This is a genomic window from Pontibacter toksunensis (assembly GCF_042686245.1).
In the GTDB taxonomy this organism is placed as follows: Bacteria; Bacteroidota; Bacteroidia; order Cytophagales; family Hymenobacteraceae; genus Pontibacter; species Pontibacter toksunensis.
In genome coordinates this window covers 56,932-73,324 of record NZ_JBHUOX010000004.1, presented here as the reverse complement: position 1 = coordinate 73,324, position 16,393 = coordinate 56,932, and the positions used below count along the sequence as shown (strand labels likewise).

The following is a 16,393-nucleotide window of genomic DNA, read 5'->3' as shown; positions in this document are numbered from 1 at the left end:
ACTGAAACTTTTTTTATTAAATACTCCGTAATATTTGTTAATTAAAAGGCATTGCAATAACATTGCGTTACAATTACTGAGTAAGGCTCTTCCCTGCGCCACTCTGACTCTTTCGCAACCTATTCTATTTTCCTGATTGATAACAGATTTCTCGCTGCGTTCGCTCAAGTGCGACCTGGCAGGCTAATAAACTACCATACCGTTATTTATGTATAATATTGATGAATTGAAAGATAGACTTCTTTCAGAACTCAAGGAAATTGCTGAGGACTTAGGCGTAAAAAACTTCAAGAAGCTAAGCAAGCAGGACCTTGTGTATAAGATACTTGATCAGCAAGCAGTTACCCCTCCTGAGAAATTACCTAAGAAGTACAAATCTGCCCCTGTAGCTGCTCCAGTCGGTGTGGCTGAAGCGCCTGAAAGTGCAATTGCGGCAGAGGAAGTACCCGTAGAAGTAGCAGCAGCACCGGCTCCGGCAAAACCTGCACCTGCAAGAAAAGAAAGGCGCCCTGCACGTGAGCAGGCAACTGCACGCAGCGAGAATGCTCCAGCTACCGCTGCTGTACCGACACCGGCACCAACCAAAGACCATGGCTCTCAGAACCATCGTGAGCGTGTGCAACGGGATGATAGCAAAGACAGCAGGGGCAACAGCGATGGCAGAGATTCCCGCACCGACAGAGAAGGCCGCAACGATAACAGGGGAAATGACAACCGAGGCGAACGCAGCGAAAGAGAACCCCGCAACGATAACCGTGGTAACGACAACCGCAGCGACCGTAACGAGAGGGAACCCCGCAACGATAACAGGGGCAACGACAACCGCAGCAGCGACAGAAACGATTCTAATCCGCGCCGTAACACGCAACAGCAGGCCGCGAATAGCAACAATTTTAAAGAGTTTGATGGCATTATCCTGAACGAGGGTGTGTTGGAACTGATGCAGGATGGGTATGGCTTCCTGCGCTCTACGCACTACAACTACCTTGCCTCTCCGGATGATATTTATGTGTCGCCGTCGCAGATAAAGCTCTTTGGACTTAAAACAGGAGATACAGTAAAAGGACAGATTCGTCCTCCGAAAGAAGGAGAGAAATATTTTGCCCTTCTAAAGGTTGAGACGGTAAACGGCCGAACCACTGAGGAAATCCGTGATCGTATCCCGTTCCAGCACCTGACGCCACTCTTCCCGGAGGAGCGCCTGAAACTGACAACAAAACCAAGCCTGATATCAACACGTGTACTGGACCTCTTTGCTCCAATCGGTAAAGGCCAGCGCGGTATGATTGTGGCGCAGCCAAAGACAGGTAAAACGGTATTGCTGAAGGAAATTGCGAATGCCATTTCTGAAAATCACCCGGAAGTATACCTGATGATTTTGCTGATAGATGAGCGACCAGAAGAAGTAACAGATATGGCACGCAGCGTAAATGCAGAGGTAATTGCCTCTACGTTCGACGAAACTGCCGAGCGCCACGTGAAGGTGTCAAGCATTGTATTGGATAAAGCCAAGCGCATGGTAGAGTGTGGTCATGATGTAGTTATCCTTCTGGATTCCATTACCCGCCTTGCCCGTGCCTATAACACGGTTGTTCCTTCTTCCGGTAAAATATTATCAGGTGGTGTGGATGCCAATGCGCTGCACAAGCCGAAGCGTTTCTTCGGTGCGGCCCGTAACGTAGAGAACGGTGGTTCGCTTACCATCATCGCCACTGCCCTGATAGACACTGGCTCTAAGATGGATGAGGTGATTTTTGAAGAATTTAAAGGTACCGGTAACATGGAACTTCAGCTGGATCGCAAGTTGGCGAACAGACGTACATATCCTGCTATCGATGTTCCTGCTTCCGGTACACGCCGCGAAGACCTGCTTATGGACAGAGACGAATTGAACCGTATCTGGATTCTGCGCAAGTTTATGTCCGACATGAACTCTATAGAAGCAATGGAGTTCCTGAAAGACAAAATGGTGGGAACCAAGAGCAACGAGGAATTCCTGATCTCGATGAACGGCTAAGCCATTTATCGACACTGAAAACAAAGCAGCCCGCTTGCCGAAAGGTAAGCGGGCTGCTTTGTTTTCAGACAAATGCGGATTTTACTTACTGCCAGAAATTGTACTCCGGCTGGGTGAGCAGGTGAAAGGTATAGGTGACGACAAAGCCGAAAACAATATGGGCAAAAATAAGTGTGATGAGGTAAGTCTGTAACTTCAGGAGCGGCGGCTTAGGGTGTACCATGAAAAAGAAATACCAGACCACCATGGCAATAATGCCGTGCCCCAGGCCGAGGAAAAGTCCCCATGAGGCAGTTAACAAACCCACTCCGGAATTCCAGGTGGCCAGGTACATCAGGGCAAAGAAAACACCTACGGCATAATGGGCGAGATTGCCGACTGCTCTGGTACTCCCTGCATCGGAAAGGCCTCCGTCAGGCTGTGTGCGGTATAGCAGCATGGTCCCTAAAATCTTCGTCACCTTCATTACCCGGTGCGTGGCGTAGGAAAGCAGGTAAAGAAAAGCAGTCATGGCGGCGGTGGCAGCTAAGCCAGCAAGTACAGCATAGAGGAACATCATAAGTACACCAGCGTTTTACCTGTATACGATGCCTGAAGCTTAAGTTTTAAATGTGCTACAGATACAAACCTGCTACAATAATGGAAATAAAGGCTAAGCTGATACAGATAGAGGAAATCTTGTTCATCTGCATGGTGTTTTGATAATTCACCACCTGCAGGTCGCGTTGCGCCTTTAGCATCCAGCCAGTAAAGAAGTACAGGATAGGTGCCGTGAAGACCAGGAAAATAAAAATATTCCATACCTGTTCTGTATTGTAATACAGGTAAAGCAACACGGCACTTCCAAGAGCCAGGCTGACTCCGGCAAAGAGATAGGTGCCCTTTACACCCAGAACCAAGCTCAGAGTTCTGTCTCCGCGCAGGCTGTCTTCTTCATGCTGGTAAATCTGGGTGAGGGGATAGGAGCCACAGAGAAAGAGAGTACTGACAAGGGCAAACCACACATTGGGAGATTGCAGCACCGCTACCAGGGAAAGGCCAATACCTACCTGCACCATAAAATAGGTAAAAGCCCCCTGGAAAAAGGTGACGACGAAAGTGCTGAGAACCGGGTACTTTTTCAGGCGGATTCCGTCGTAAGAATACGCCTTCGAAATAAGCAGGTACAGGGCAACCAGTGCACCGAAAAGCGGTGACAGTATAATCCCCAACACGATGGCTAGCATGTCAAACAGCAAGACAAGGTGCATCAGTTGCTGTGTTACCTTAGGCGGATGTTTGAGTCCTCCTATGCTGCCCTCGTCCCGGTCGTAGTAGCAATTGTAGCCGTTGCTGGCAGGGTACACCAGCAGGTGTAGAATTAAGAATACAGCTACTGCCCGCCAGATATCATAATCTGTCACCGTACTCAATGCAAACCAGAAGATGGGCATCAGGTAGATAGAAAATGGAATACGCATCAGCGTGAGGGCACTTCGATAGCTATTCATTTATCAGTTACTATTAACAGATGCTTTTGTGTTATATTATAATATTGTGTCTTCCTTCTTAAGGAGGGCTTTCTTGCAAAGTTGTCCTTTCAACAGGCAGGGATCTTGCTTGAGTTTTGCAGGTCCCTACATCATTTGCACATTCAATCATAAGGCAATCACATTATTCTGCCGGATACCCTATCAGGTAAATAACATGCTTGCCTGTGCGTGAGCCAACTTTACCAGTGCGCCAGGTATAGCCGGGGGTATCAATTTTATTTGTCATGTGCTGCAGCATCTGCGGTGTGTATATACGAAGGAGCGAAACAGTGCCGTCCCAGATAATGCCCAGTGGAATAAGTGGAAAAAAGTAGGTGAAAAAGATTCTGCTAACCTTGAAGGGCCGAATAAAAGGCGTTGCGACAAATATAATAGCCGGAAAGAATAGCCACAGCAGCAGCAGTTCGTACCATTTTTTACTGGCTCCCTCAAAAATACCAATCGCCGACTTCTTGTTGGCCGCATCCTGTAGTATGGCCTGCGCAACGGAAGGCGGAAAGTGATGGAAAGACGAAAAGATAGTGCGCACACCGGTAATGCTCTCAGGCACGGCTGTTGCATCTATGGGCTGCGGAATAAAATCAAGTGCCCCTCCTGATGACTGCTGCAGGTACCGGTATGCTTCTAAATTAGGATATAAGTCGGTAAGGGTGACATAGATGGTGGTGCCCATGCGCTGGCTCAGCGCCTGCTGGATTCCTTCAATGCCTCCTCCGGCACCGGAACAAAGGTCTGTGATATGGTGCCGGCCAGTGCGCTCTAACAGCTCCTGCAACAGGGGAAGCGCTGGTTTATAGGCTCCTAACTTCGAGATCATAAAACGCAGGAAGTCCAGCATCCCCTGCCGGATGACGTGCGGAAACCACTTCTGGTCTTCCAGTTCAAAAAGTTGAAGGCGTATGTTCAAGGCAGATGCTTTGTAGAACCATACTATGCCACCACTTGAAAGGTTACTGCGGCAAGTAAGGGCGGCTGGGCGTAACTAAGGATGTCCTGAACTTTCTTCCTGATGCAGTAGGGTAGGGCAGTTAAACTATTGGCTGCTTTATCTGAAGAACAGAGAAAATATCTATTCTGAAAGTGACAAAACCTATACTCTGATACCGTCCTGGCCAGCGCCAGCTTTCAGGCCATCCCCGGTGTTACTGAACAGCTGCCAGTATTCTTCTGCCGGCTTTTCAGAGTTAGGAGAGACAGTGAGTGTGGCTTGAGCAGTAAAGTGAATAGCCAGTCCAAAGTTTTCCAGTTGTTCCACGTGCTCTACTGCAAGGCTTTTGCCTGCTCTTATAAGCTCCATCAGGCGCTGGTCGCGTAGGTTAGCACCTGGTATTTTCCAGTCGAATTTAAGCGAGGGCAGGCCTGCTTCGCGCTTCCGCATGAAAACCTCGCTGTGCCTGATAGGTGCCTCCTCCGGCTGCTGCAGCTGCCAGGGGCAGTTCACAGCCAGAGTGAGTTCCCCTATGTCCAGCACTAGGCCTTGCGGTGTAGTATAGTGGGTGCTGCCGAAGTGAAAGTACTGCACCAGCTCGTTCCGGGTGGTTTTGGTGAGCGGCAGCCCTTTCAATCTATCCAAAGCCTGTTGTAGTGTTTGTTGCATTCCTGATAATCGCATATACCACAAAGATAGGCAGCCATCAGAAAAGAACGGTTGTGTTGACCCGATCTTCACTAAGTTTTGTGCTGTTACATCTTAGTTGTTGCGTACAAAAGGTATATTTGCAGTCGTTTACGGATCATGTTTGAACTTTGGTTTGCCCGTGAAAAGGAAAGACCACAAGTGCCGGCAGAGCTTATTTTTAGTCAGTAGCCGGAACTACATGCCTGTGTTCGTAGTTTTGGATTTCTGGTATCTTCATTTTGCGGTTCCAGGGAAGGGCTAAACGTGCGGTGTGAGCGTGAACGGGAATTTAAAGATAGTACCCTCTGTTTGATTACAATGCTGAAGGAGCAAGAAAAGATAGAAAAACCGAAGCGGCCGGTATATAAAAGTGTGATAGGGTTTGTCTGGAAAGTTTTCTTTCTGGGCTTTGCTTTTGTGCTGGGGTACCTGCTGAGTGTAGACAACAACCTGTTCTACCTGTTTGGCTCTTCCCCAAGCCTCGACAGGCTGGAAAATCCGCGCTCTGATATGGCGTCTGAGCTTTATACATCAGACGGAAAGCTGATTGGGAAGTACTTCAAGGAAAACCGCAGCCCGATTGGCTACGACAGCCTGTCGCCGATGCTGATAAAGGCCCTGGTTGCCACAGAAGACATCCGGTTTTATGATCACTCCGGCATTGACCCGGCCGCTATTATGTCGGCAGCTTACGGCAGCTTACAGGGCGATGCCCGGGGCGCCAGTACCATTACGCAGCAGCTGGCCAAGAACCTCTACAAAACCCGTACAGCCGATTCCAAAGGCGTGCTGGGTCATGTTCCTGGAGTTAGCCTTGTTATAGCCAAAACAAAGGAATGGCTGACGGCCATTAAGCTGGAGCAGCGCTATACCAAAGAGGAAATCCTAGCCATGTACCTGAACACGGTGGATTTCGGTTCGAACTCCTTTGGCATTAAGGTGGCCTCCAAAACCTTTTTTAATACCACACCAGATAGCCTCAAAACAGAGCAGGCTGCTGTACTGGTAGGACTGCTGAAAGCCCCTTCGTACTACAGCCCTAAATTTAACCCTGAAAATGCAACCCGCCGCCGTAACACTGTGCTTGGGCAGTTGGCTAAGTACAAGTATATTTCGCCTGCACAAGCTGATTCGTTAAGTGAACTGCCCCTGGTGCTGGAATATAAGGTAGAAAACCACTATGATGGCCCTGCCACCTACTTCAGAGGGGCCGTGGCCGAACACCTGCAGGAGTGGACAAAAGAAAATGGCTACGACCTGTACCGCGATGGCCTGAAAATATACACCACCATAGACTCCAGGATGCAGGTACACGCAGAGGAGGCAATGGAGGAGCATATGCGCACGCTGCAGCGCCGCTTCGATAACCATTGGGAAGGCAGGAATCCCTGGGTGGATGAGAAAGACCAGGAGATTTCAGGCTTCATAGAAGAAACAATCAAGCGAACCGCCTACTATAAGCGCCTGAAAGAAAAGCATGGTAATGATGAGGCTGCCATCAACAAAGAGCTGAACACCCCGCGTGAGATGATGGTGTTCACCTGGGACAACGACTCGCTGGAAAAGAAAGTGATGATGAGCCCGCTGGACTCACTGGCGTATTACAAGCACTTCCTGCATGGGGGCATGATGACGATGGATCCTTTCTCCGGTCATATCAAAGCCTGGGTTGGAGGTATCAACTTCAAGTACTTTAAGTATGACCACGTGAAACAGGCGCGTCGCCAGCCTGGCTCTACTTTTAAGCCATTTGTGTATGTGGCTGCCATTGACAATGGCTACTCGCCCTGCGATAAGATTGTAGACAAGCGCATCACCATTAACTATGTGGAGGACGGGAAGAAAATGGACTGGTCGCCTACTAATGCCGACTGGGAATATACCGGTGCTCCTATGACCCTGCGCCGTGCCATGGGTAAATCAGTGAACTCGGTAACTGCGCAGCTTACAGAGCGGGTAGGGTGGGAGACTGTGGTGAACTATGCACACCGCCTGGGCATTACCAGCCCGCTGCAGGAGGTGCCTTCTATTGGCCTTGGCCCGAGTGATGTCTCCATTTTCGATATGGTAGGTGCCTACAGCACCTTTCCGAATCAGGGTTTCCATACAGAGCCCATGTTCATTACCCGCATCGAAGACCGAAATGGTAACCTGATTCACCAGTTTGTGCCGAAGCAGAAGAAGGTGCTGAGCGAGGAAACAGCTTTCCTGATGATGCACATGCTGAAGGGCGGTATTGAGGAACCGGGTGGTACATCGCAGGCGCTGTGGGAGTATGACCTCTGGAATGGCAATGAGATTGGCGGTAAAACCGGTACGACCTCCAACCACTCTGACGGCTGGTTTATGGGTGTGACGAAAGATCTGGTAACCGGTGTGTGGGTAGGTGGTGAAGACAGAAGTATTCACTTCCGTACATCGCAGTTGGGGGAGGGTTCCAAAACGGCACTGCCTGTTTTTGGCCTGTACATGGAGAAAATTTATGAAGACAAGTCGCTGGGCTATACCAAAGGCCGTTTTCCGGGACCAACTGTTGATATAAGTAAAAAGTATAACTGCACTACCGTGCTGCCAAGGCAGGTGGAGCCGGATTCGACCGCACTGGATGAAATGCTGGAACTCCTGAACGTAGGAGGAAGTATTTTATAGCATCACCAGAACGGAGAAAACATAAAACGGAGAGGGCCAGCTATTTGTAGCTGGCCCTCTCCGTTTTATGTTGCGAAATATAAAGAACCCTATCGCTTCTTTTGCGCCAGAAGCTTTCTGACGCCTTTATCCGAAAGAAATAATATTGTCTCCTATCCTTGTACTCATGTATTTTTTAAAGTAGAGTTTTATCCATTGTTTTCCTCCTTATAAAAAGACTCTAGGGCCTCTTCCAAATAATTATATTCAAAGGTAAAACCGGTTTGTAGTACTTTATTAGCACTTACACGAAGGCTGGCCAGTATTACATCGCTCATTTCTCCCATCACCAAGTTAATGGCAAAAGCAGGTACTTTGGGTAGCACGAGTGGCCTTTTCATGGCCTCAGCCAACTCTTTCATAAATACCTTGTTTGTAACGGGATGTGGTGCGACAGCATTGTAAACACCCTCAAACTGGGGATCCTCTATGGCCCTGATAAAGAGGCGGCAGGCATCATCAATATGTATCCAGGACATATACTGCTTGCCGGAACCCAGCGTAGCGCCGGCCATCATCTTTACAGGTCTTGCCATTTGTGGTAAGGCGCCACCTTTTGTACTCAATACAATGCCAAGCCGCATGATAGCCGTGCGCAAACCCAACTCATGCATCTGCCATGCAGAGTCCTCCCAAGCCCTGCAAACCTCCGCCAGGAAATCATTACCGGTGGTGCTTTCCTCTGATACCAGCTTGTCGCCGGAGTCGCCGTAAGCATTGATACCCGAGGCAGAAATAAACCCTTTCACGTGATGTTCAGATTCTTTCAGGCATCTGTAAAGCAGGTTAGAGCTTTGCACGCGGCTGTCGATTATCTCTTTCTTCCGCTCTTCCGTCCATTTCCCTTCTGCCACACTGGCACCTGCCAGGTGCACGATGTAGTCTGCGTAGGTGATGGCGTTCTCATCAATAGTGCCTCCCTTCACATCCCATTTAAAGGTTTTATAGTTGGAGACCTTGTCAGGGTTTCGGCTCAGGTGCGCTACTTCGTAGCCCTGGTCGATGAGCATCTCCGAAAGACGCATACCGACTAATCCTGATCCCCCTGTAATTAATATTTTTCCAGACATAGTAATTCTTGAACGGGTTTAGGCGTTGCTTCCCCTATACGCAATACAAGTATATTTAAGTTTTCTAATATTGCTTAGGAGGAAAATAAGCGGGTAAATTGGCAAAGCCAGTGGTGCAATGGCAGGAGTTAATGCTTGCTGCGTATATGACTTAAAAATTCAGTGCGGTATTCCTGCTTGTCAAACAGGCCGGAATACTCAGCGGTGATGGTACTGCTGCTCACATCGCCTACGCCACGGCTCATCACACATAAATGGTCAGCCTCTATCATTACGGCTACGTTTTCTGTCTGCAGGGCCTGCTTCAGTTCATCGGCTATCTGCATGGTCATACGTTCCTGCACCTGTGGGCGGCGGGCATAATAATGCACAATGCGGTTCAGTTTTGAAAGGCCTATTACGTGCTCATTCGGGATGTAAGCCACGTGTGCTTTTCCTATGATAGGGACAAAGTGGTGCTCGCAGGAGGAGTAAACCGTGATATCACGCTCCACCAGCATTTTGTTATACATGTACTTGTTTTCGAATCGGCGTGCCACCGGCTTGTTTTCCGGATTCAGGCCGCTGAAGATTTCCTTCACATACATCTTGGCTACGCGAAGCGGAGTGCCTTTCAGGCTATCATCTGTTAAATCAAGACCCAACGTGTGCATAATTTCATGAAAGTGACCCTTGATGATCTCAACTTTCTCTGCGTCAGAAAGAGCAAATGCATCAGCCCGCAGGGGTGTATCCAGCGAACTCATCACGTGGTCATCTATCGCCTCCTCATCTCTGTCAATATTGTTGCTGTGGTTATCCATTGTATTCCACAAAGTTTCTTTCTGTTTCATAAAGTGTTACGGCTAATTCGTAATCGGTGCTGATGTTAGCGCGAAGCTTCTCCCATATCACGATTGCTATGTTCTCTGCAGTCGGGTTCAGGTTCCTGAATTCTTCTGTATCGAGGTTCAGGTTTTTGTGGTCGAACAAATCTATTACTTCCTGTTTTACGAGATCGCTCAGCTTTTTGAGGTCATACACATAGCCTGTTTCAGGATTTACGGTGCCAGTTAGCTTTACAAAAAGCGCATAGTTGTGGCCGTGGTAGTTGGGGTTGTTGCACAGTCCGAAAACTTCTTGATTTTTCTCATCAGTCCAGGCGGGATTGTGGAGCCTGTGGGCAGCGTTGAAATGTTCCTTTCGGCAAATAGTTACTTTCATAGTATCTCCAACAACATCAGTTGTATGTTTGTTCGGTGCCAGGGCAAAACCATTTCGGACTGCGAAAGCTATAAGTTTGCAAAGTTAATGTACCTACCCTGAAACCCAAACCAATTTCAGGTGAAAATAATTTCGCCGGCACACACTCTTTCTCCGCCTGTTTTCCTATTTTAGTACCTGCAAATCAATACAAATAGTACAATTATACCTTAGCTGATGAGAGGAATTATACTTGCAGTGCTTTTACTGATTGCAGGAGTTTGCCAGGCACAAACATTGCATGTAATAGAGAAAGAACGGGAGATAAATGGGGTAATCAGGCGTGGACAGCAGCTTTCGGTAGAGCTTGACCCGAAGACAGTAGAGAAATCCTGGAAAGAATACTTGGGCAAAAAGGCAGGGAAAGTAAAAACCAGTAAAGGTTTGTTAACGGTTGAGGGTGCTGTGATTGATACAATTTCAAGCACTCCGTTACGTGTTACTTCCATGGTTGGCAGCAACGCGCAGGGCAGTAATATCTGGTGGAGCCTGGACATGGGTGTGGCTTATGTTGATAAAGACGCCACGCCAAAGGAGTATGCCGCAGCCGAAAGCTTTATGCGAGGCTTCGCCCGTAGGCTGTATCGCGATGATGTGCTGCGCCAGATAAACGAGGCGGAGGAAGTGTTGCGCGCCAGAAAATCAGAGCAGGACAGGGTGGTGAAGGAAGCCAACAGCATTCAGAATCAAATTGACAAGAATAGACAGCGGAAGCAGGATTTGGAGGCTGAACTGGCACGGAATACGGAGGAACTGAAACAGTTAGAACTCAATGTGGAGCACAACGTAAAGCAGCAGGAAATTAGCCGCCAACAGGTGCAGGATATGGAGAAGTCTGTAGAACTGGTAAGAGAGAAGCTGAAGGCAATAAAGTAACACAGCTTTTAAGCTGTAACAGCCAAAGTGTAAAAACGCCCGCTATACCGCATGTATAGCGGGCGTGCTGTTTTCTGTCATCCTGTAAGGATCTTGTTGGCGAGTCGCTAAAGCTTCTTATATGCTTTTTCGGATATCTCTGTCCGAAACCAAACTGCTGGGGACTTCCCAGACCCTGTTTCTGCTTTACCGGGTCAAACCACCCCTACCCCTCCTTATCCAAGGAGGGGAGTCTGCTGCTTCAGTTTTTAGGGTCTTGTTGTGTTGTGAATAAAATTAATTTTGAGCACAAATGAGCTAAACTAGATTGCTTTTTATCCTGCTTTTATGCAGGCTAGTAGGTATAAAAGAAAACTAACCCTATAGTTTCATCCAGCGCTGTATTTCTTTGTCTGCAAATTTTTCGTCGCGCCAGCCTACGAAGCTGGTGTGGGCGGCGGGGTTGTAGTTCGCGAACCAATTCTGAAGGATGGTTTTAACAGCAGGGTACTCTTGGGTGAGGGCGACAAAGCTGGTGACATCAATATAACGCTCGCTTGGCCTTGCTGGCACTGCCACCACAATGTGCTGCAGCTCTCCGGCTGTTTCCAGCTGTATCAACCCTACAGGTATCACCTCGACCACAGTGCCTGTCTCTGTTCGCTCTGAGAGTACCAGTATTTCCAGCCCTTTGCCGTTGCTGTCTATTTCTGTGGAGGGAATAAAGCCGAAGTTGCCGGGGTAGGGCAGGAAGCCAATCACGCGGTCCATGTCGGCGGCTTTGTCGCTCACAAACGCCTTCTTTTCGCGATTGTACACCAACTTGTGGTTGCTGCCGGCAGGGGTCTCTATTACAGCCTGAAGCTGTTTATTCCCGGTGTAAGCAGGCAACTCGGCATAATCATTTTTGCAGGAGAAAAGCAGCAATGCCAGCAGGAGCAGGCACAGAGCGGTGTACAGTTTCATCTTTCGCTTTTTTGATTCAGGGTATCACAAATATAGCAAGCCTGTGCCGGAGAGGAAAGTAATGCCGGAGCGTGTTACAAAATCCGGTAAACAAAAAAGAGGAGCCGACGTTGGTCGGCTCCTCTCTCACTAAAACTATTATAATTATGAAAACAGGTATTTTTATCTTCTTTCTTTGATACGAGCAGCCTTACCCTGCAAACCTCTCAGGTAGTACAGTCTGGCTCTTCTTACCTTACCTTTTCTCACCAGGTCGATTTGCTCGATAGATGGAGAAAGTAAAGGGAAAATACGCTCTAATCCGATTTGGTTAGATACTTTTCTTACAGTGAAAGTTTCGCCGTTCGTGTTCACGTTCTTACGCTGTATCACCACGCCCTGGAACTGCTGGATACGCTCTTTGTTACCTTCACGTATTCTTACGTGTACGTTTACAGTATCGCCCGCCTGAAAAGATGGGAAAGAGGCACGCTTGTCTGTAGATTCCTGCTCAATGAATTTAATTAATTCGCTCATGATGGCTATGTTCTTAAAGTATCTTCTTCAAATTTCGGACTGCAAAGATATGTAATTATTTCTTACATAAGAATATCTGCAGTAAAAAAATATTGTTTTTAGCTACCTTTTCTCTATGACTGTGAGGCTCGTAGCTATAAAAGCCCCGCAGTAGTAGTGCTTGTATTGCTTTACTTAGTCGTTTAGCAGGTCGGGTCGGCGCTGCTTTGTGCGCTCCACCGCCTGCTCAAAACGCCACTCATCTATTTTCGGGTTGTTTCCGGAAAGCAGTATCTCCGGAACCTGCATGCCTTTGTACTCCGCTGGCCGGGTATAAACAGGCGGAGCCAAAAGCCCATCCTGAAAAGAATCCGTCAGCGCCGATGACTCGTCGTTCAGCACACCAGGTATGATGCGGATAATGGCATCTGCCAGCACAGCCGCACCCAGCTCACCACCAGACAGCACATAGTCGCCGATGCTGATTTCGTGGGTAACGAAATGTTGCCGCACGCGCTCATCCACCCCTTTATAATGCCCACACAGGATAACCACGTTCTGCAGCAGCGAAAACTGGTTTACCGTTTTCTGGTTTAGCGTCTGCCCGTCTGGTGTCATGTAGATGATGGCATCATACGTGCGCTCCGCTTTCAGTTCAGACAGGAGCTTGTCAATCGGTTCAATCATCATCACCATGCCGGCACCGCCACCAAAAGCATAGTCATCTATCTGGCCGTGCTTGTTCACGGCATACTTGCGCAGGTCGTGGATGTGGATTTCCACAAGTCCTTTTTGCTGCGCACGCTTTAAGATAGAATGGCTGAAGGGGCTGTGCAGCAGGTCAGGCTGGCAGCTGATGATGTCAAAACGCATTAGTGTTTTTCCTCCGAATCCTCGTCGCTGTCATCGGCTTCGTCAGGGCCGCCCGGTTGGGTGTATACCTCCAGCAGGCCCTCCGGCATATTCACATGCAGTTGCTTTGTCTCGTGGTCTGCACGTAGAAAGACTTCGTCAATCACCGGCACCAGCATCTCCTGGTTCAGGTACTCCATGGCCATCAGTTGCTGCTGCGGCAGGTCGTAAAACTCTTTCACAATACCCAACGGGCCATAGTTCTGGTCTACTACCTGGTAACCGATCACGTCATGAAAGTAGAACTGGTCATCTTCGAGTTCCGGCAGCTCATCGAGCGGCAGGTAAATGGCCGTGTTGCGTAGTGCCTCGGCCTGTTCGATGGTTTTAACATCCTCGAACCGGATGATAAAGCGGCCTTTCTGCACCGGCTCCATGGTGTCTATAAAAAAAGGAACCAGTCTTCCTTTTTGCTCAAGGAAAACTGATTCCAGATCTTCATAATCTTCAGGGTAGTCTACATCAAAAAACGCGACTACTTGCCCCTTGGTGCCATGGGTCTTGACGATAAAGCCTAACTGAAAGCAGTCATCAATGTTCATGGCAATGTTATTTATGCTTGCTCTTCCGTAGTTGCTTCGCCTTCGGCAGCAGGTGCCTCCGGAGTTTCTTCTTCTGCAGCAGGAGCAGGGGCGTTAGCAGCAGCCTTCTCTGCCTCACGCTGACGGATAGCCTCGGCACGCGCTTCCTTCACTTTGGTTTCAGCATCGAAAGCAGCTTTTCTAGCGGCCTCTTTAGCAGAACCAACGTTCTGACGCTTGTCTTCGATTTTAGATGCTTTCGCTTCTTTCCACTCTGTTAGACGGGAATCAGCAGTTTCCTGAGAAATAGCACCTTTGATTACACCAATCTGCAGGTGTCTTCTGTAAAGCACGCCAGTATAAGAAAGCATTGCTTTTACAGTGTCAGTAGGCTGTGCACCGTTCATTAACCACTGGAATGCCTTGTCTTCGCTGAAGTCAATAGACGCAGGGTTAGTGTTAGGGTTGTAAGTACCCAGTTTCTCAATGAACTTACCATCACGTGGTGATCTTGCATCTGCTACTACGATATCATAGATAGCTGCTTTTTTGCGGCCTCTGCGGGCCAGTCTGATTTTTACTGCCATTTTATATATAAAATTTACGTCGGTGGAACCCGTCCACCAGTTTAGAACCGCAAAGGTAAGAATTTATAGCGGAAAAATTGCAAGTATATCTGAATTAAAGTTGTGCCTACTTACCAGTATCTCAGTTCGGTAGCACCGGACTGTATTAGGCAGGAAGTGGGGCCGCAACATTGTTCGGAGGTAGCCGAGCCATAAAAAAAGCCCTCCGTTGCGGGAGGGCTTCAATGAGTTGTCTTGTTATGCTGCTGCCTGAGAGTTCTGTCTTGGCGCTTTTACCTTCACCTTCGCTGACTTTAGTTTGATGATGTGGAGCTTGTTTAGCGTCCAGATAACCGGCCAGGTTGGGTCTACTTCCCACCATTTCACTCCGAAGTTTACGCGGTTAGGCAGCTTGTGGTGGTTGTTCTGGAACAGTTCACCTCCTGTCAAGAAGTCGAAGAAAAGCGAATTTCTGGATTTGTCGTTGTTGTCAAAGTTCTGATAGCCGTACTTGTGGCCGCTCCAGTTTACAATAGCGCCGTGCACTGGTCCCATCAGGAAGTGAAAAGGCAGCAGCAGGAACATCCACCACTGCGTAGCGAAGGCAATGTAGAACACCACGTAAAATACGCCCCATCCAATTCTGGAGTAGTAAGAGTCACCTACTTTCTCCAGTGCGCCCCAAACAGGGTAATCACCTTCGAAGCGGCGCTCTGCCTCCACACGGTTATGCAGTACGTTGTTATAAATGTTTTTTGTCTTCCACATCATCGTAAATGCATTGTTAGAAAAATGCGGCGAGTGCGGGTCTTTCTCTGTGTCAGAGAAAGCATGGTGCATGCGGTGCAAAATAGCATAGGCACGTGGCGAAAGGAAAGAGGAGCCCTGCGCCATATAGGTTAACAGGTAAAAAGCCTTCTCCCAGAATGGGTTCATAGTGAACATTTTGTGAGCGGCATAACGGTGCAGGTAAAATGTCTGGACGAACAGCGACAGGTACCAGTGCACCACGAAAAAAACAAGTATAACCATTAACTTAAGAAATGAAAATTATTGTTTGAGTCTGTTATATAGCAGGTTGTCATAACCTCGCCATGCATTTTTGCAAATCTACGACAGGAATCGAATGTAAAATAGAGATGAGGGGGTAAAAGTTCATAAAAATGATTAAAATCATTTTTATGAGTTATCAAACCTGCCGGAAGGGTGACCAGGTGGCATTATGTGGCGGCAGGGCACTTACTGTTATTTTTGTTTTGAGCGTGGGGTGCTCAAATTCCAACTGACGGGCATGCAGGGCAATGCTTTTATCGGGCAGTGGCTGCGGAGCACCATATTTCAGGTCGCCGAGAATAGGGCAATGCATGGAGGCAAGCTGCACCCGTATCTGGTGCGACCGGCCTGTGATGGGGGTCACTTCCAACAGGTGCTTGTTCTGCTGCGCACTCAGGAGCTTAAAATGCAGTTCAGAGCGCTGCCCGCTTTTATTTTCTTTGGCAAAGGCCTTTGTGATGTTTTTTGAGCTATCCTTCACGAGCCAGTGTACCAGCGTTCCCTCTTCCTGTGCCGGCCTGTTATGCACCACAGCCCAGTAAGTCTTTTTCGTCTTCTTGCTTCTGAACAGTTCATTCAGGCGTGCCAGGGCTTTAGAGGTTTTGGCCAGCAGTATAACACCGCTCACCGGCCTGTCGAGGCGGTGGACTACGCCTATAAACACATTGCCTGGCTTGTTATACTTCTCCCGGATATATTCCTTTGCCAGGTCAGCCAGTGTCGTGTCTCCTGTCTCATCGCCATGCACCAGCAGCCCCGCAGGTTTATTTACCGCCAGCACATGGTTGTCTTCAAACAGAACCTCTATCATTTAGTTACGAAATTACGGATTAAGAATTCCGAATCAGAACTTGGAGT

The 16,393-nt window shown here is 48.3% G+C and carries 17 protein-coding genes; 3 read left to right on the top strand and 14 right to left on the bottom strand.

Annotated features, from left to right (window positions below):
* Positions 1-208: 208 nt before the first annotated feature.
* On the top strand, positions 209-2,017 hold the full coding sequence (rho, locus tag ACFS7Z_RS06845; RefSeq protein ID WP_377482680.1) for a transcription termination factor Rho: 1,809 nt from the start codon (positions 209-211) through the stop codon (positions 2,015-2,017).
* An 85-nt stretch (positions 2,018-2,102) separates the two neighbouring features.
* Here the strand turns inward: rho and ACFS7Z_RS06840 are convergent, their stop codons facing one another.
* From ACFS7Z_RS06840 to ACFS7Z_RS06825, 4 genes are all read right to left on the bottom strand, one after another.
* Positions 2,103-2,576, bottom strand: a complete 474-nt coding sequence (locus tag ACFS7Z_RS06840; protein WP_377482678.1) for a hypothetical protein — start codon at positions 2,574-2,576, stop codon at positions 2,103-2,105.
* Positions 2,577-2,631: 55 nt separating this feature from the next.
* Positions 2,632-3,507 (bottom strand): UbiA family prenyltransferase, encoded by an 876-nt coding sequence (locus tag ACFS7Z_RS06835; protein WP_377482676.1) that lies wholly within the window; start codon positions 3,505-3,507, stop codon positions 2,632-2,634.
* A gap of 163 nt (positions 3,508-3,670) precedes the next feature.
* On the bottom strand, positions 3,671-4,456 hold the full coding sequence (locus ACFS7Z_RS06830; protein ID WP_377482674.1) for a class I SAM-dependent methyltransferase: 786 nt from the start codon (positions 4,454-4,456) through the stop codon (positions 3,671-3,673).
* A gap of 183 nt (positions 4,457-4,639) precedes the next feature.
* The gene (locus ACFS7Z_RS06825) at positions 4,640-5,122 is read right to left on the bottom strand and encodes a hypothetical protein (protein WP_377482673.1); all 483 of its coding nucleotides are present in this window, start codon (positions 5,120-5,122) and stop codon (positions 4,640-4,642) included.
* Positions 5,123-5,485: 363 nt separating this feature from the next.
* Between ACFS7Z_RS06825 and ACFS7Z_RS06820 the strand changes: the two genes are divergently transcribed.
* Positions 5,486-7,816 carry a penicillin-binding protein 1A gene (locus ACFS7Z_RS06820; RefSeq protein ID WP_377482671.1) on the top strand — a complete coding sequence of 777 codons (2,331 nt, stop codon included), beginning with the start codon at positions 5,486-5,488 and terminating at the stop codon, positions 7,814-7,816.
* A gap of 188 nt (positions 7,817-8,004) precedes the next feature.
* Here ACFS7Z_RS06820 and ACFS7Z_RS06815 read toward each other — a convergent pair whose 3' ends face one another.
* From ACFS7Z_RS06815 to ACFS7Z_RS06805, 3 genes are all read right to left on the bottom strand, one after another.
* Positions 8,005-8,925: a TIGR01777 family oxidoreductase gene (locus ACFS7Z_RS06815; RefSeq protein ID WP_377482670.1), complete on the bottom strand. Its 921-nt coding sequence runs from the start codon at positions 8,923-8,925 to the stop codon at positions 8,005-8,007.
* Between the two features lie 128 nt (positions 8,926-9,053).
* Positions 9,054-9,758: a GTP cyclohydrolase I FolE gene (gene folE, locus ACFS7Z_RS06810; protein WP_377482668.1), complete on the bottom strand. Its 705-nt coding sequence runs from the start codon at positions 9,756-9,758 to the stop codon at positions 9,054-9,056.
* Positions 9,721-10,128, bottom strand: a complete 408-nt coding sequence (locus ACFS7Z_RS06805) for a 6-pyruvoyl trahydropterin synthase family protein (RefSeq protein ID WP_377482667.1) — start codon at positions 10,126-10,128, stop codon at positions 9,721-9,723. The genes folE and ACFS7Z_RS06805 overlap by 38 nt, the downstream gene beginning before the upstream one ends.
* A 216-nt stretch (positions 10,129-10,344) precedes the next feature.
* Between ACFS7Z_RS06805 and ACFS7Z_RS06800 the strand changes: the two genes are divergently transcribed.
* Complete coding sequence (locus tag ACFS7Z_RS06800; RefSeq protein ID WP_377482666.1) at positions 10,345-11,043, top strand: DNA repair ATPase; 699 nt, start codon at positions 10,345-10,347, stop codon at positions 11,041-11,043.
* A gap of 360 nt (positions 11,044-11,403) precedes the next feature.
* Here ACFS7Z_RS06800 and ACFS7Z_RS06795 read toward each other — a convergent pair whose 3' ends face one another.
* The 7 genes from ACFS7Z_RS06795 to ACFS7Z_RS06765 all read right to left on the bottom strand — a co-directional run bounded on the left by ACFS7Z_RS06795 (position 11,404) and on the right by ACFS7Z_RS06765 (position 16,346).
* The gene (locus ACFS7Z_RS06795; protein WP_377482664.1) at positions 11,404-11,988 is read right to left on the bottom strand and encodes an inorganic diphosphatase; all 585 of its coding nucleotides are present in this window, start codon (positions 11,986-11,988) and stop codon (positions 11,404-11,406) included.
* Positions 11,989-12,150: 162 nt separating this feature from the next.
* The gene (gene rplS, locus ACFS7Z_RS06790; protein ID WP_377482662.1) at positions 12,151-12,504 is read right to left on the bottom strand and encodes a 50S ribosomal protein L19; all 354 of its coding nucleotides are present in this window, start codon (positions 12,502-12,504) and stop codon (positions 12,151-12,153) included.
* 174 nt (positions 12,505-12,678) lie between these two features.
* Entirely contained in the window at positions 12,679-13,356 is a 678-nt protein-coding gene (gene trmD, locus ACFS7Z_RS06785; protein WP_377482660.1) for a tRNA (guanosine(37)-N1)-methyltransferase TrmD, read from the bottom strand.
* The gene (gene rimM, locus ACFS7Z_RS06780) at positions 13,356-13,937 is read right to left on the bottom strand and encodes a ribosome maturation factor RimM (RefSeq protein WP_377482658.1); all 582 of its coding nucleotides are present in this window, start codon (positions 13,935-13,937) and stop codon (positions 13,356-13,358) included. The genes trmD and rimM overlap by 1 nt, the downstream gene beginning before the upstream one ends.
* A gap of 11 nt (positions 13,938-13,948) precedes the next feature.
* Entirely contained in the window at positions 13,949-14,503 is a 555-nt protein-coding gene (locus tag ACFS7Z_RS06775; RefSeq protein ID WP_377482656.1) for a 30S ribosomal protein S16, read from the bottom strand.
* Positions 14,504-14,740: 237 nt separating this feature from the next.
* Positions 14,741-15,514 (bottom strand): acyl-CoA desaturase, encoded by a 774-nt coding sequence (locus ACFS7Z_RS06770; protein ID WP_377482654.1) that lies wholly within the window; start codon positions 15,512-15,514, stop codon positions 14,741-14,743.
* Positions 15,515-15,671: 157 nt separating this feature from the next.
* Entirely contained in the window at positions 15,672-16,346 is a 675-nt protein-coding gene (locus ACFS7Z_RS06765; protein WP_377482652.1) for an RluA family pseudouridine synthase, read from the bottom strand.
* Positions 16,347-16,393 lie beyond the last annotated feature (47 nt).

Excerpts from the sequence above, each read along its gene's own strand:
- rho (WP_377482680.1), top strand. The coding sequence starts at position 209 with ATGTATAATATTGATGAATTGAAAGATAGACTTCTTTCAGAACTCAAG.
- ACFS7Z_RS06840 (WP_377482678.1), bottom strand. The coding sequence starts at position 2,576 with ATGATGTTCCTCTATGCTGTACTTGCTGGCTTAGCTGCCACCGCCGCC.
- ACFS7Z_RS06835 (WP_377482676.1), bottom strand. The coding sequence starts at position 3,507 with ATGAATAGCTATCGAAGTGCCCTCACGCTGATGCGTATTCCATTTTCT.
- ACFS7Z_RS06820 (WP_377482671.1), top strand. The coding sequence starts at position 5,486 with ATGCTGAAGGAGCAAGAAAAGATAGAAAAACCGAAGCGGCCGGTATAT.
- ACFS7Z_RS06815 (WP_377482670.1), bottom strand. The coding sequence starts at position 8,925 with ATGTCTGGAAAAATATTAATTACAGGGGGATCAGGATTAGTCGGTATG.
- folE (WP_377482668.1), bottom strand. The coding sequence starts at position 9,758 with ATGAAACAGAAAGAAACTTTGTGGAATACAATGGATAACCACAGCAAC.
- ACFS7Z_RS06805 (WP_377482667.1), bottom strand. The coding sequence starts at position 10,128 with ATGAAAGTAACTATTTGCCGAAAGGAACATTTCAACGCTGCCCACAGG.
- ACFS7Z_RS06800 (WP_377482666.1), top strand. The coding sequence starts at position 10,345 with ATGAGAGGAATTATACTTGCAGTGCTTTTACTGATTGCAGGAGTTTGC.
- ACFS7Z_RS06795 (WP_377482664.1), bottom strand. The coding sequence starts at position 11,988 with ATGAAACTGTACACCGCTCTGTGCCTGCTCCTGCTGGCATTGCTGCTT.
- rplS (WP_377482662.1), bottom strand. The coding sequence starts at position 12,504 with ATGAGCGAATTAATTAAATTCATTGAGCAGGAATCTACAGACAAGCGT.
- trmD (WP_377482660.1), bottom strand. The coding sequence starts at position 13,356 with ATGCGTTTTGACATCATCAGCTGCCAGCCTGACCTGCTGCACAGCCCC.
- rimM (WP_377482658.1), bottom strand. The coding sequence starts at position 13,937 with ATGAACATTGATGACTGCTTTCAGTTAGGCTTTATCGTCAAGACCCAT.
- ACFS7Z_RS06775 (WP_377482656.1), bottom strand. The coding sequence starts at position 14,503 with ATGGCAGTAAAAATCAGACTGGCCCGCAGAGGCCGCAAAAAAGCAGCT.
- ACFS7Z_RS06770 (WP_377482654.1), bottom strand. The coding sequence starts at position 15,514 with ATGGTTATACTTGTTTTTTTCGTGGTGCACTGGTACCTGTCGCTGTTC.
- ACFS7Z_RS06765 (WP_377482652.1), bottom strand. The coding sequence starts at position 16,346 with ATGATAGAGGTTCTGTTTGAAGACAACCATGTGCTGGCGGTAAATAAA.